12 protein-coding genes and 1 pseudogene are annotated in these 14,085 nt (G+C 73.4%); 11 read left to right on the forward strand and 2 right to left on the reverse strand.

The genetic code is table 11. The features are described 5' to 3' along the window. The first annotated feature begins 257 nt into the window (after nucleotides 1–257). From C3486_RS34300 to C3486_RS34335, 8 genes and pseudogenes are all read left to right on the forward strand, one after another. A complete protein-coding gene (locus C3486_RS34300; RefSeq protein ID WP_103836774.1) occupies nucleotides 258–1,160 on the forward strand; it encodes a LysR family transcriptional regulator in 903 nt (300 codons plus the stop codon). A 340-nt stretch (nucleotides 1,161–1,500) separates the two neighbouring features. Continuing rightward, a complete protein-coding gene (locus tag C3486_RS34305) occupies nucleotides 1,501–1,704 on the forward strand; it encodes a cold-shock protein (protein WP_103836775.1) in 204 nt (67 codons plus the stop codon). A 231-nt stretch (nucleotides 1,705–1,935) separates the two neighbouring features. Beyond that, nucleotides 1,936–3,435: a DEAD/DEAH box helicase gene (locus C3486_RS34310; RefSeq protein ID WP_103836776.1), complete on the forward strand. Its 1,500-nt coding sequence runs from the start codon at nucleotides 1,936–1,938 to the stop codon at nucleotides 3,433–3,435. Nucleotides 3,436–3,495: 60 nt separating this feature from the next. Continuing rightward, a pseudogene (locus tag C3486_RS34315) lies at nucleotides 3,496–3,795 on the forward strand (hypothetical protein); the annotation flags it as partial. Nucleotides 3,796–3,848: 53 nt separating this feature from the next. Beyond that, entirely contained in the window at nucleotides 3,849–4,160 is a 312-nt protein-coding gene (locus C3486_RS34320) for an SCO5918 family protein (RefSeq protein ID WP_103836777.1), read from the forward strand. A gap of 441 nt (nucleotides 4,161–4,601) precedes the next feature. After that, entirely contained in the window at nucleotides 4,602–4,946 is a 345-nt protein-coding gene (locus C3486_RS34325; RefSeq protein ID WP_103836778.1) for a MerR family transcriptional regulator, read from the forward strand. 254 nt (nucleotides 4,947–5,200) lie between these two features. After that, on the forward strand, nucleotides 5,201–6,886 hold the full coding sequence (locus C3486_RS34330; protein WP_103836779.1) for an acyl-CoA dehydrogenase family protein: 1,686 nt from the start codon (nucleotides 5,201–5,203) through the stop codon (nucleotides 6,884–6,886). Between the two features lie 204 nt (nucleotides 6,887–7,090). Beyond that, on the forward strand, nucleotides 7,091–7,618 hold the full coding sequence (locus C3486_RS34335; protein WP_103836780.1) for a Rieske (2Fe-2S) protein: 528 nt from the start codon (nucleotides 7,091–7,093) through the stop codon (nucleotides 7,616–7,618). Nucleotides 7,619–7,749: 131 nt separating this feature from the next. On the opposite strand, the gene C3486_RS34340 is transcribed toward C3486_RS34335, so the two are convergent. Continuing rightward, nucleotides 7,750–8,412 carry a cysteine hydrolase gene (locus C3486_RS34340; protein ID WP_103836781.1) on the reverse strand — a complete coding sequence of 221 codons (663 nt, stop codon included), beginning with the start codon at nucleotides 8,410–8,412 and terminating at the stop codon, nucleotides 7,750–7,752. A 207-nt stretch (nucleotides 8,413–8,619) separates the two neighbouring features. Between C3486_RS34340 and C3486_RS34345 the strand changes: the two genes are divergently transcribed. Continuing rightward, entirely contained in the window at nucleotides 8,620–9,090 is a 471-nt protein-coding gene (locus tag C3486_RS34345; RefSeq protein WP_103836782.1) for a pyridoxamine 5'-phosphate oxidase family protein, read from the forward strand. An 85-nt stretch (nucleotides 9,091–9,175) separates the two neighbouring features. On the opposite strand, the gene C3486_RS34350 is transcribed toward C3486_RS34345, so the two are convergent. Next, complete coding sequence (locus tag C3486_RS34350) at nucleotides 9,176–9,967, reverse strand: FadR/GntR family transcriptional regulator (RefSeq protein WP_103836783.1); 792 nt, start codon at nucleotides 9,965–9,967, stop codon at nucleotides 9,176–9,178. Between the two features lie 243 nt (nucleotides 9,968–10,210). Between C3486_RS34350 and C3486_RS34355 the strand changes: the two genes are divergently transcribed. Together C3486_RS34355 and C3486_RS34360 are read left to right on the forward strand one after the other, a co-directional pair. Then, a complete protein-coding gene (locus C3486_RS34355) occupies nucleotides 10,211–11,782 on the forward strand; it encodes an SLC13 family permease (protein ID WP_103836784.1) in 1,572 nt (523 codons plus the stop codon). Between the two features lie 118 nt (nucleotides 11,783–11,900). Further along, nucleotides 11,901–13,502, forward strand: a complete 1,602-nt coding sequence (locus C3486_RS34360) for an acyl-CoA synthetase (protein WP_103836785.1) — start codon at nucleotides 11,901–11,903, stop codon at nucleotides 13,500–13,502. Nucleotides 13,503–14,085: the final 583 nt, after the last annotated feature.

Here is a 14,085-nt window from a genome sequence, read left to right on the forward strand (position 1 = left end):
GCCGACGACCGGGTGAACGAGAACCTCCTCCGCTTCCAGCTCGACTTCCTCCTGGACGCCCTCGGGGGTGGCACGGGGCGGGCGGCGGGGGCCCGTACCGCCTGAGACGGCCGTCCGTCCCGGTGTGCGCCTGAGGCGGCCGTACCCGCCCGATGCGCACCGGAGCTGGCCGGAACGCCGCCGGAATCCGGCCGCCCGGTACGGCCGCCGCGTCCCCCGCTTGAGCGGCGGTCGCGCACCCTGAGAAGGTGCCGCGCGTGGAACTGCGCCATCTCACAGGGTTCGTGGCCGTCGCTGAGGAACTGCACTTCGGCCGCGCCGCGGAACGCCTGCACATCGCCCAGTCCCCGCTCAGCCAGCAGATCCGCATGCTGGAGCGGGACTTGGGCGCCACCCTCTTCGACCGCACCACGCGCTCGGTGCGGCTGACCGCCGCGGGCCAGGCCCTGCTGGGACCGGCGCGCAGCCTCCTCGCCGACGCGTCGGCCGCGCGCCGTACGGTGCAGGCGGTCAGCCTCGGCGAGGCGGGCCGGGTCACGGTCGGGTACGCGGGCGCCGGCGGCTGCGCGGCACTGCCCCCGCTGGCCCGTGCGGTCGCCGCCGAATTCCCCGGCATCGAGCTGTCCCTGCAGGGCCAGGTCTACTCCGGCGAGGCGCTCGACCGGATCACGGACGGCACGCTGGACCTGGGCTTCGTCGCGCTCCCCGTGCGCCGCGGCGTCCTGTCCCGCGTGGTCCGCCTGGAGCGGCTGACGGTGGCGCTGCCGGACTCCCACCCGCTGGCCGGGCGGGAAGCGGTCGGCGTGGCCGAGCTGGCGCAGGAGCGCTTCGTGACGTATCCGGCGGCGCGCGGCTCGGCGGTGCGGGAGGCGGCGGTGCGCGCCTGCCACGTGGCGGGCTTCGCGCCGCGCATCTCCCAGGAGGCCCCGGACACCTACGACCTCCTCGGCCTCGTCGCTGCCGGGGTGGGTGTCGCGCTGGTGGTCGAGTCGGCGCGCCACATCCGGCTGGACCACGTGGTCTTCCGCCCGCTGGCCGGCGGCCCGGCACCGCTGCCGGTCGCCCTCGCCTGGCGCGCGGCCGACGAGTCGGCGGCCCTGCGCAACGTTCTGAAGACCGCGGAACGGGTGCTGCCGACGCCGGGCGAGTACGTACCGTAGGGGCGGCGGCCGATCGAGCGCTCCCGCGGTACGTTTCTCGAACATAGGGCTTCCGGTAATCAATATCTGTGCTCGCCGGAGGAGAATTTTCCCGGCTGTGCGCGCAGGGTTTTTACCGTAACAAGCGGAGTGCATTCAACGGGCGGACCGCGGCGCTGCCGGCGTGCTACTGTTGTTGTCAGTTGCAGTTGTGGTTCCCAATGTTCAAGCGCCCTTCCGTCGGCTTCTGCGCGACGGAGCGCGTTTTACGCTTCCGGTCATTTCCGGTCGGGGTGATCATCGCGGCGACATGGTGTCCGCGCAGTGCGGATACCGGTTCACTGCCCCGAAGGAGATTGACATGGCCGCTGGTACCGTGAAGTGGTTCAACGCCGAAAAGGGTTTCGGCTTCATCGAGCAGGAGGACGGCGGCGCTGACGTGTTCGCCCACTACTCGAACATCGCCGCCCAGGGCTTCCGCGAGCTGCACGAGGGCCAGAAGGTGACCTTCGACATCGCGCAGGGCCAGAAGGGCCCGACGGCCGAGAACATCGTGACCGTCTGACGCTGACGCGTAAGTGCAGCTGAGGCCCGCACCTTCGGGGTGCGGGCCTCAGCTGTAGGTCTTTTTCCCGCACTGCGGTCACATTCGGAGTGCGCCACCGGGACGACGCCCGCTCAGGCTTTCCCCGGACAGTTTCGCTTTCGCGTTCCACTCGGCTCATTTCTGCATTTCTTCACGCCGCTCCATTGCCGCGAGATTTCTTGAGGTGCGCCGTATCGAGGAAGGTTCCTCATGAACCGCACACGTACGAACAACCGCTCCTCCCGCAACCGTAACGGCGGCGCCGATTTCAGGAGGGGCGGCGGCCGCTCCGTTTCATCGGCCCCGGCGCGTTCCGGCGGGACGGGCCGCTCCGGCGGTCCCCGCCGCCGGCCCCTCGCGCCCCAGGGTGAGTTCGCCCTTCCCGAGACGGTCGTCCCCGCGCTGCCCGCCGTGCAGGAATTCGCCGAGCTCGACATGCCCGAGCAGCTGCTGGCCGCCCTCGCCTCGGAAGGGGTCACCGCACCGTTCCCGATCCAGGGCGCGACGCTGCCGAACTCCCTGGCGGGACGCGACGTACTGGGCCGCGGGCGCACCGGCTCCGGCAAGACCCTCGCGTTCGGACTGGCCCTGCTGGCCCGCACGGCCGGCCGGCGCGCCGAGCCCCACCGGCCGCTGGGACTGGTCCTCGTGCCCACGCGTGAGCTGGCTCAGCAGGTGACGACCGCGCTGACCCCGTACGCCCGCTCGGTGCGGCTGCGGCTGGCCACGGTCGTCGGGGGCCTGCCGATCGGCAGGCAGGCCCGCGCGCTGCAGAGCGGCGCCGACGTCGTCGTCGCGACGCCCGGACGGCTCAAGGACCTCATCGAGCGGGGTGACTGCCGGCTGGACCAGGTGGCCATCACGGTGCTGGACGAGGCCGACCAGATGGCCGACATGGGCTTCATGCCGCAGGTCACCGCGCTGCTCGACCAGGTGCGGCCCGGCGGTCAGCGGATGCTGTTCTCCGCGACGCTGGACCGCAACGTCGACCTCCTGGTCCGCCGGTACCTGGACGACCCGGTGGTCCACTCCGTCGACCCGTCCGCCGGTGCGGTCACCACGATGGAGCACCACGTGCTGCACGTCGACGACGCCGACAAGCACGCCGTCACCACGGAGATCGCGGCCCGCGACGGCCGTGTGCTCATGTTCCTGGACACCCGGCACGCCGCCGACCGCCTCACCAGGCACCTGCTGAACAACGGTGTACGCGCCGCTTCCCTGCACGCGGGAAAGAGCCAGTCCCAGCGCACCCGCACGCTGGAGCAGTTCAAGGCCGGTCACGTCACCGTGCTCGTCGCCACGAACGTCGCGGCGCGCGGCATCCACGTCGACAGCCTCGACCTCGTCGTCAACGTCGACCCGCCGACCGACCACAAGGACTACCTGCACCGCGGCGGGCGCACCGCACGCGCCGGCGAGTCCGGGAGCGTGGTCACGCTGGTCATCCCGAAGCAGCGCCGCAGCACGACCCGTCTCATGGCGGCCGCCGGCGTCACCCCGCAGACCACCCGGGTCCGCTCCGGTGAAGAGGCGCTGAGCCGCATCACCGGCGCCCGTACGCCCTCCGGCATCCCGGTGGTCATCGCCGCACCGGCGGCCGCACGGCCCGAGCGCGCCGCCGGCGCCCGCTCCCGTGGCCGGCGCCGCCCCGCATCGGCGGCCCGCCGCGGGCGCGGGGCTCCCCCCGCCACCGGCGCGGCGGCCTGAATCCCTCCCGAGCAGCACGCTCACCACACGGCAGGAGCCTTTTTGACGCCCCTACAGGTTGTGACACCCGTACAGGTACAGCCCGGCACGGCCGGTACCGTCCCCATGGCCGGCACCGCGCCCGGCACCATGGCTGACGCCGTGGCGGCGGCCGGGCCGCAGGTCTGCGACGACATGACCGTCGAGGTGGCCCTGTCCGTCATGGCCGCCGCCCGCACGGGGCAGCTGCTCGTCTGCGACGCGGACGACCGGGGCACCGGCCTGGTCACGCGGGCCCAGCTCACCGCCGTACACGAGGACACCGCTACCGCGTGCCCGGACCGGGTACGCCTGCGTGACCTCCTCGACACCCGTGTTCCGCACTGAACCGCCGCTCCCCGTCCGGTCCGTTTCCTCTTCCCTGTGAGGCACCCATGCGCTGCATCATCGCCCGCTTCCCCTTCGACCTCACCAAGCACGGCGTGCTGGAGTCGATGAAGGGCATCACGCCCGAACCGGCAACCGGTGAGTGCGTGACCATCGGCCGTCGCACCTACCCCGCCAAGCAGGTGGGCGCGGTCATCACCGGGCAGGACCGCCGTGATTTCAGTGCCGCGGAAGTCGTCCGGGCCATGACCCGGCTCGGTTTCACCTGCGGCGGCCAGATCCCGGCGGAGACCTCCGCGCACACCGCCGACCCGTTCCAGCGGGCCTCCGAGATGCTCGGGAACCCCCTGACCGACTGAGACCGCGACAGCGGAACACTGAGGGCCCGACCGGCACGCCGGTCGGGCCCTCACTGCGTGGCGGGACACGGCGCGGGCGGGCCGAGCCGTCCATGACGGCCCGAAGCCGGTGCAGCGGCGTCCAGAAAGGTGCCGCGGCATGCAGAAAACCTGTCCTGCGGAAAGTAGACGTGGCGGGGTGCCAGGTGTAGCGTCCCTGGCATACCCCAGAAGATCAGGAAGAAGACCTCAGCGCGGATGCCGCAGGCCGCAGCGCGGAGGGTGGCTTCCGAACCGGAATCCGCGAGCCCCGCACCGCGCCCCGCATCCGCCGCCCTCCCGGGCAGACAGGCGGAGACCGAAGGCACGGCCGAGACGGCCGGTGCACGGTACCGAACGCTCCGGGCCGGGGCGTCGCCGCGGCACGCCGGCCCTCACACGTGTCCCCGAAAGAAGAGGTCTATGCCCCCTCGCAGTACCCACGTCGCCGACAAGTTCGACGACGACGATTACCCTGCCTACACCATGGGCCGCGCCGCCGAAATGCTCGGCACGACGCCCGCCTTCCTCCGCACCCTCGGCGAACACCGCCTGATCACGCCGCTGCGCTCGGAGGGCGGCCACCGCCGCTACTCCCGCTACCAGCTGCGCATCGCGGCCCGCGCCCGTGAGCTCGTCGACGCCGGCACCCAGATCGAAGCGGCCTGCCGCATCATCATCCTCGAAGACCAGCTCGAAGAAGCCCAGCGGATCAACGAGGAACTGCGTGCCCGCGCGACGGGGCCGCAGCCGGAGCCCCCCGCCTGAGCATCCGCTCGGATGCCTGCGTGAGCGCCCGCACGTCGGCGGGACGGGCGCCGTTCGAGGAAGCAGGCCCCTGGTCTCAGGCCCCGGTCGTCGGGCGGCCGGTCGTCCTCGCTGGTGGCGGGTGATTTTCCTCGCTCGCGTCTCAATCGGGTGCCGAATGCGTCTTGGACAGTGCTCTCGGCAGCCTGCGAAGGTGTGCGCGTCTCGACATGCCGCGCGGACCACTTCAAGGCATCAAGGCACCGGAGACCCGTATGAACTTCGCCGACCAGGACCCTGCGCTGCGCCCGCTGCTGGACCGGGTGCTGTCCGCCGACGACCGTGCCCGCATCGAGCCCCTGCTCACGGAGCTGGGGGCGCTGGCGGCCGGGGAGATGGACCGGCAGGCGGCGCTCGCCGACGCGAATCCGCCCAGGCTGCGCTCCTACGCGCCCGACGGCGAGCGCGTCGACGAGATCGAGTACCACCCCGCCCACGACCGGCTGGCGGAGATCGCGTTCGAGCGCTTCGGCCTCGCCGCGATGTCCCACCGGCCCGGTGTGCACGGCCGCCCGGACCGCGCCCCGCACACCGTCAAGTACGCGCTGTCCTACCTCTACGTGCAGTCCGAGTTCGGCATGGCCTGCCCGCTGTCCATGACCGACTCGGCGGCCCGCGTCCTGCGCCTCTTCGACCCCGACCGGTACGCCGCCGAGATCGCCGCGCTCGCCTCCACCGACCCGGCGGTCCGCGCGACCGGCGCGATGTTCATGACCGAGAAGCAGGGCGGCACGGACGTGGGACGTACCGAGACCGTCGCGACCCCCGCCGACGGGGGCGCGCACTGGACCCTCACCGGGAAGAAGTGGTTCGCGTCCAACCCGGGCGCTGACGTGATCCTCACCCTCGCGCGCGTGCCGGGCCAGGGCGAGGGCACCCGCGGCCTGGGCATGTTCCTCGTACCGCGGCTGCGCCCGGACGGCACCCGCAACGCCGTACGCATCGACCGCCTCAAGGACAAGCTGGGTTCCCGCTCGATCGCCAGCGGCGAGGTCACCCTCGACGGCGCGTACGCGACCCCGGTCGGCGAACTCACCAGCGGATTCCGGCAGATGGCCGAGATGCTGAACGTCTCCCGGCTCTCCAACGCCATGCGCGCCACCGCCCTGATGCGCCGCGCGGTCCGTGAATCGGTCGCCCACACCCGGCAGCGGGAGGTCTTCGGCACTCCGCTGTTCGACCAGCCCCTGATGCGCGTCACACTGCTGCCGATGATCCTGGACGCGGAGGCCGCGCTCGGCCTGGTCCTGGAGGCGGCTGCCCGGCTGGACGACGCCGACGCGGGCGACGCGACGGCGGCCGGACTCGTACGGGTCCTCACGCCGCTCGCCAAGTACACGGTCTGCAAGCGCGCCCGTACCGTCACCGGCGAGGCGATGGAGATCCGCGGCGGCAACGGCTACATCGAGGACTGGGTGAACCCCCGGCTGCTGCGCGACGCCCACCTCGGCTCGATCTGGGAGGGCTCGTCCAACGTCATCGCGCTGGACGTGCTGCGCTGCCTGCGCCGCCAGGCCGCGCACCGCACCCTCGCGGCGACGTACGGGGGCCGGGCCGGCGCCCTGCCCCTGCCCGCCGGGAAGCGGCTGGCCGCGCGCTGGGAGGAGCTGGCTGCCCGCGGTGACCGGCTGCTGGCGGGCCCCGCGGACGAGCAGGAGATGCGCATCGGCCGGTACGCGGACGAGCTGACCCGCACCGTGATGGCGACGCTGCTGCTGGAGCAGGCGGCGTACGAGTGCGAGGGGCCGTCGCCGAACGGCCGGACGCTGCTGGCCGCGCACGCGTACCTGCACCTGCTGGCCGACCCGGACGCGCTCCCGCGCACCGCCCTCCACCACTTGGACGCACTGGCCGACGGGGGCTGCCGGGTGCCGGTGGCCGTCGCGGAGGGGGCGGCGTAGCCGGACGCCGGCCGCCCGCGAGGCAGGGCCGGGAGGGGCCGGCGCCGCCACGATCACCTTTTCGGCGGAGCCGCTGAACACCGGAGGCACCGCATCCGTATGGAACCTTCACAAGGCGAAGGGACACCCGCGCGGGGCCGGTGCGCAGTACCGGTCCCCTACCCGTCCCGGCTCCCCACCGGGACCGGGGCCTGTGGAGGCACCATGAGTTCACCATCACCCGAACGTGCCGCCAGCGCCCGGCGCACGGTCATCGCGGCCGCCGGCGCCGCCGGCCTGACCGCGGCGCTCGCGGCGTGCGGAAACGACGGCGGGGGCGGCGGCTACGGATCGTCCGCCTCGTCCGCCTCATCGGGCTCCCCCTCGGCGGAGGGCTCCTCGCCGTCCGGCAGCTCCTCCGGCGCTTCGTCGGCGCCCTCCGAGAGCGGCGGGGCCACGAAGGGCGGCGGGGCGCTCGCCAAGACGTCGGACATCCCGGCCGGCGGCGGCAAGGTCTTCAAGGACCGGAAGGTCGTGGTGACCCAGCCCGCCAAGGGCGATTTCAAGGCGTTCTCGGCGGTCTGCACGCACGCGGGCTGCCTGGTGGGCGAGGTCAGCGGCGGCACGATCAACTGCCCCTGCCACGGCAGCAAGTACGCCATCGCGGACGGCAGCGTGCGCCACGGCCCGGCGACCAGGGGCCTGTCGCCGGTCCCCCTGAAGGTCAGCGGCGGCAAGATCAAACTGACCTGATCGCGCGGGCCCGGCGAACGGACCCCGAGGGCGGGGGCCGCGTACGCCGCGCCGCATCCCCGCTCAGCCCGCCGCGGCCCCCCTCAACGCGCCGCGTCCTCCCTCGGCACGCCGCGTCGTCGCTCAGCGTCTCAGCGCTCCGGGAACGACCGCTTCCAGCAGGTGAGCACCGCGTCCGTGGAGGTGACGGTGGCGACCAGGGCGAGCGTGTTGCGCACCATCGCCGGGGTGTACTCGGCCGGCACCCCGGCGATGGCGTCGGCCGGCACCACCGCCGTGTAGCCGAGGTTCACCGCGTCGAAGACCGCGTTCGGTATCGCCACGTTCGCCGAGACGCCGACGATGACGAGCTGGTGCACGCCGAGGTTGCGCAGCAGCGCGTCCACCTCCGTACCGGCGATCGGGGACAGCCCGTGCAGACGGCGCACGACGAGGTCGTCCTCGGACACCGGCACCGGGTCGGCGATCCGCACCGCGTCCGACCCGGCGAGCTGCTGCACGGGCAACTGCCCCGCGGCGCGGAACAGCCGCGCGTTGTGGTTGGCGCCGCGGCCGTCGGGCCTGCGCTCCGCGACCGCGTGCAGGACCTGCACGCCGGCCTCGTGCGCGGCGGCGGTCAGCCGCGCGACCTGCGCGAGCACGCCGGAGGTACGGGCCGCCTCGGCCAGTTCGGGCAGCGCGCTGTCGGTGCCGACGACGCCGTTCTGGCACTCGACGGTGAGCAGTGCGGTGGTCGCGGGATCGAGCTGCTCGACGAGGTGGGCGGCCTGGGTTCCCTGTACGTCCGTGGCCATGGGGGTGCCTCCTGGGTCTTGGGGGGCGGTGGGGCCGGGTGGCTGAGCGTGGGCCGTGCGGTCGGGGCCGAGCCTCCTGTGTCCATTGCGTTCAGTGGGCCGGGGCCCGGGTGTCCATTGCGTTCGGCGGGCCGAGGCTCCATGATTCCTGACACCCGGTCAGGTGGCCAGGGTCACGAGACGTACGGCACACCGGAGGTGGCGCGGATGGCGGGCGTGGCGGAGCAGCGCAGGGGACGCCGGATCATGATGAGCCCGGAGGAACTGGACGCCTTCCTGGCCCGGCAGCGGACCTGCCGGATCGCCACGGTCGGCCCGGACGGCGCACCGCACGTCGGCGCGCTGTGGTTCGTGTGGGACGGCACGTCGTTGTGGCTGTACTCGCTCACCCGCAGCAAGCGCTGGGCGCAGCTGGTGAAGGACCCACGGGTGGCGGTCGTGGTCGACGACGGCCACGACTACGGCGAACTGCGCGGCGCCGAACTGTCCGGCAGCATGGCGTTCGTCGGCGAGGCACCACGCCACGGCGAGCCCTGCCCTGAACTGGACGCGCCCGAACGCCTCTTCGCGGCCAAGTACTTCGGGCTGGACGCCATGCCGCACGACGGCCGGCACGCGTGGCTGCGGCTCACCCCGGAGGCGGTGGCGTCCTGGGACTTCCGCAAGATGCCGGGGTGAGCCGGGGGGAGAGGACGGCGCCTCGCCCGAGCCGCGCCCCGGCTCCCCCACCTCGCTCTGCTGACGCCTCGTCGGCCCTCCCCTCCTAGCCGACCGGAGCGTTGCCGGGTGTCACCCCGTCCCTGCCGTCCGGGCCGTCCCTGCCGTCCGGGCCCGGCCTGCCTTCCCCGTCCTCGTCGTCCGGCGTCCAGGTCAGCAGCCGTACCTCGGCGACCGTACGGAGGTGCCGGCGCATGGCCGTCGCCGCCGACCTCGGGTTGCCGTCCCGGATCGCCTCCAGGATGCGGCGGTGCTGGGCGAGCGAGCGCTTGGGCCGGCCGGGCTGCCGCAGCGATTCATTACGGCTCTCCCCGATCTGCTCGGCGATGGAACGCATGAACTCGGCGAGCAGCGCACTGTGTGCCGCGGCCGTGACCGCGGCGTGGAAGCGGCGGTCGCCCTCCACCCCGGGGCCGCCGTCCGCGACCTCGGCCGCCATGTGCGCGAGGGCGGCGTCGAGCGCGTCGAGGTCGGCGTCGGTGCGGCGGCGGGCGGCCAGTTCGGCGAGCTTGGTCTCCATCGCCTCGCGCGCCTCCAGCACGTCCGGCAGCCGGCGGCGCCGCTCGACCAGCCGCTCGACCGGCTCGGCGGCGTCCAGGGTGTCGCGCACCAGATAGGTGCCGCCGCCGTGCCGCACCTCGACCAGGCCCTGCACCTCCAGCACGACGATGGCCTGCTTCACCGACGCGCGGCTGACGCCGAGCCGCTGCGCCAGTTCGCGCTCCGGGGGCAGCCGGTCGCCCGCGCCCAGTCCGCTTTCGGCGGCGTACTGGCGCAGCCTCTCGACCACCTGCTCGTAGAGCCGTGGCCTGGTCATCGGCCGCAGTGCCTCGGACATCCGGTCGCCCCCTCCATGTTGCTCCTGTGCCAAGAGTATTGACGCATGTCACCGGTGGCCATAAAAGTGGCTCAGCCAATTGTCCACTGGGCCAGTGCACCACAGCGTGCCTCCGGGGCCCGGTGCGCCACCTGGCGCCCTGCTCACCGTCCCGTCCCGTCCCTTCCCTCCCCTTTTCCGCCTCCCCCTTCCCCGGCAGCTCCCCTCCCCCGCTGCCCTCGCCGTCCGCGAACGGAGCCGCAGATGTCGCCCGAAGTGGTCTCGATCCTCGTGCTCGCCGTGGTCTTCGTACTGGCCACCACCCGGTCGATCAACATGGGCGCGCTGGCGTTCGCCGCCGCCTTCGGCGTGGGCACGCTGGCCGCCGGGATGGACGCCGAAGAGATCTTCGCGGGCTTCCCCGGCGATCTGTTCGTGGTCCTGGTCGGCGTGACGTACCTCTTCGCCATCGCCCGCGCCAACGGCACCACCGACTGGCTGGTGCACGCCTCGGTACGGCTGGTCGGCGGCCGGGTCGCACTGATCCCGTGGGTGATGTTCGCGGTCACCGGCGTGCTCACCGCGATCGGCGCGGTCAGCCCGGCGGCGGTGGCGATCGTCGCCCCGCTCGCGCTCGGCTTCGCGGCGCAGTACGGCATCAACCCGCTGCTGATGGGCGCGCTGGTGGTGCACGGCGCGCAGGCCGGCGGTTTCTCGCCGATCAGCATCTACGGCTCGACGGTCAACGGCATCGTGGCCCGCGAGCACCTCCCCGGCAGCCCGCTCGCCCTCTTCGCCGCCAGCCTGGTCGTCAACCTCGTCATCGCGGTGGCACTCTTCGTCGCCCTCGGCGGGCTGCGGCTCCCCCGGACGGGTGGCTGCGGCCGTACGGAGAGCACCACGCCCGCGGGTGGTACCGACCGCACGGGGACCGCCACGCTGACGGGTGGCGACGCCCAGGCGGCCGCCGGCACCCCAACGAGTGGCACCGCCCTGACGTCCGCCGCACCCCTCTCGGACGGCGGCGGTGACGAGGCCGTCGGAACGGCTACGGGTGGCGGCAAGGACGATGCGGCAGCAGGGGCCACGGGTGGCCGCGGAGGCAAGGCAACCGGGCTGAGGGGCACCCCGGCCACGGCGCCCGCGGCGGCCCGGACCGGTGGTACCCGGGCCGGTGATGCACGGACACGGAGTGACGTCCGCACCGAAGCGACAACGAGCAGCGCCGAGGGCTTCGCGCTCACCCCGGCCCGTATCGCCACCCTCCTCGCCCTCCTGGCACTGGTCGTGGCGGTCCTCGTGCTCGACCTGGACGCCGGCCTGACCGCGATCACCCTCGCCGTCGCCCTCAGCGCCGTATGGCCGCAGGACAGCAAGGCCGCCGTCTCGGAGATCACGTGGCCCACCGTGCTGCTGATCTGCGGCGTCCTCACGTACGTCGGCGTCCTCGACGAGATGGGCACCATCACCTGGGCCGGCCACGCCGTCGGCGGCATCGGCATACCCCTGGTGGCCGCGCTGCTGCTGTGCTACATCGGTGCGCTGGTCTCCGCGTTCGCCTCGTCCGTCGGCATCATCGGGGCGCTGATACCGCTGGCCGTACCGTTCCTGGCACAGGGGACGATCGGCGCGGTGGGCATGGTCGCGGCGCTCGCGGTGTCCGCCACCGTCGTGGACGTGAGCCCGTTCTCGACGAACGGCGCGCTGGTCCTGGCGAACGCCAAGAATGTGGACCGCGACGGTTTCTTCCGGCAGTTGATGGTGTACGGAGGCCTCGTGGTGGTGGCCGTACCGGCGCTGGTCTGGCTGGCCCTGGTGGTGCCGGGCTTCGGCTGAGGGTTCCCCTCGCCACGGGTTCCGCCAGGGATCCACTCGTCCCCGGGTTCCGCAAGGACCTGGGGCCTCGGGTATCCAGGAACGGATACCCGTACAGCAAGAGAACGAAGGAGTTTCGGTGAACGAGCTTTTCCCGGCGCTGCGTACGGCGTCCTCCCGTACCGCACTGCGTTTCCAGGACCGCGCGCTGACCTACGGGCAGCTCGCCGCGTCCGCCGGCACGCTCGCGGCGCGGATCAGCGCCGAGCGGCGGGTGGCGGTCTGGGCGACGCCCACGCTGGAGACGTCGGTCGCGGTGGTCGCCGCGCTGCTCGCCGGGGTGCCGGCCGTACCGGTCAACCCCAAGATCGGCGAGAGCGAGCTGACGCACATCGTGTCCGACAGCACGCCCACCCTCGTCCTCGCCGAGCCGGACACCGAACTCCCCGGCCCCCTCGCGGCGCTCCCCCGCATCGACGTCGACCCGTACGAGGGGACCGATGCGGGCGCGACGGCGGAAGGCGCGCGGGGCGCCGCCGGAACGGCCGAGGGCGCTGGGGGTGCCGCCGGTACCGCCGGGACTGCTACGCCTGTTGCCGGTACCGCCACGGGTGCCGCCGCTGCCGAGGACTCGGCCGGCGCCGCCACCGCGGCGTTCGAGCTGCCGCCGGAGCCGGGTGCCGAGGCCCCCGCCGTGATCGTCTACACCTCCGGCACGACGGGCCGCCCCAAGGGCGTCGTCATCCCCCGGCGCGCCATCGCCTCCACGCTCGACGCGCTGGAGGACGCCTGGCAGTGGACCGCCGACGACGTCCTCGTGCACGGCCTGCCGCTGTTCCACGTACACGGTCTGATCCTCGGCATCCTCGGCCCGCTGCGCCGCGGCGGCACCGTGCACCACCTCGGCCGCTTCTCCACCGAGGGCGTGGCACGCGAGCTGGCCGGCGCCGGCACGATGCTCTTCGGCGTGCCGACGATGTACCACCGGCTGGCCGCCGAGGCGGGCGACAACCCGGCGCTGGCCAAGGCGCTCGGCGGGGCGCGCCTGCTGGTCTCCGGCTCGGCCGCGCTGCCGCTGACGGACCACCAGAAGATCACGGCGGCGACCGGCGCACGGGTCGTCGAGCGGTACGGCATGACCGAGACGCTGATGAACACCGCGGTGCGCGCCGACGACACCGGCGCGCCGGGGACGGTCGGCGTGCCGCTGCCCGGTGTCCACGCGCGGCTGGTGGACGAGTCCGGCGCGGTCATCGAGGAGAGCGACGGCGAGACGGTCGGGGAGATCCAGGTCCGCGGCCCGAACCTCTTCGTGGAGTACCTGAACCGGCCGGACGCGACGGCCGAGGCGTTCGACGGCGGGTGGTTCCGTACGGGCGACATGGCCACGCGGGACGCGGCCGGGCGGTACCGGATCGTCGGGCGCAAGGCCACCGACCTGATCAAGAGCGGCGGTTACAAGATCGGCGCGGGCGAGATCGAGAACTCGCTGCTGGAACACCCCGGCGTCGCGGAGGCCGCGGTGACCGGCGAGCCGGACGATGACCTCGGCGAGCGCATCGTGGCCTGGATCGTCCCCGCGGCCGGCGAGAACGGCGGCGCGGCCCCGACGGCCCAGGAACTCATCGACCACGTCGCCGCCCAGCTCGCGCCCCACAAGCGCCCCCGCGTCGTCCACTTCCTCGACGCCCTCCCCCGCAACGACATGGGCAAGATCCTCAAGCGGGGCCTCCATGCGTGATCCCATGCGTGACGCCATGGAGGTCCCGGGAAGCGACTCGGACGCCGACGCCGCGGGCCGGGGCTCGCGGCCGTCGGCGGGGCCGGGCGCACCGTCAGCGAGGCCGGGGGCACCGCCGGCGGGGCCGGGCGCACCGTCAGCGAGGCCGGGGGCACCGTCGGCGGACGCGGCGCCTTCTCGGGCAGCGTCCGCCGGTGCCCCGCCTGCCGGTTCGACGTCCGCGGCCGGGGCCCCCGGCCGCGGCGCCCCTGGGACCCCCGGCGGTGGCGCCCCCACCACTCGGCTCTCGGCCCGGGAGGTACTGGCCCGCGTGGTGGACGAGGGCTCCTTCCAACCGCTACCGGGCTCGGAACCGGTCGTACCACCAGGGGGGGCCGACCGGCCCGGGTACCGAATCGGCGCGCCCCGAGTCGCAACCGACCGGCCCCGGTGCCGAATGGGTGCACCCCGACTCGCAACCGCCGGCCACGGCGGCGGCTCGGCGCGCGCCGAAGGGAACCGGCGCGCTCCGCTACGCAAGCGACCGACCACGGTCGCGGCATCGGCGCACCGTGAAGGGGAACCGGCAGCCCCCGAGGCGGAC

The sequence above is a fragment of the Streptomyces sp. Ru73 genome, assembly GCF_002920575.1.
Taxonomy (GTDB): domain Bacteria; phylum Actinomycetota; class Actinomycetes; order Streptomycetales; family Streptomycetaceae; genus Streptomyces.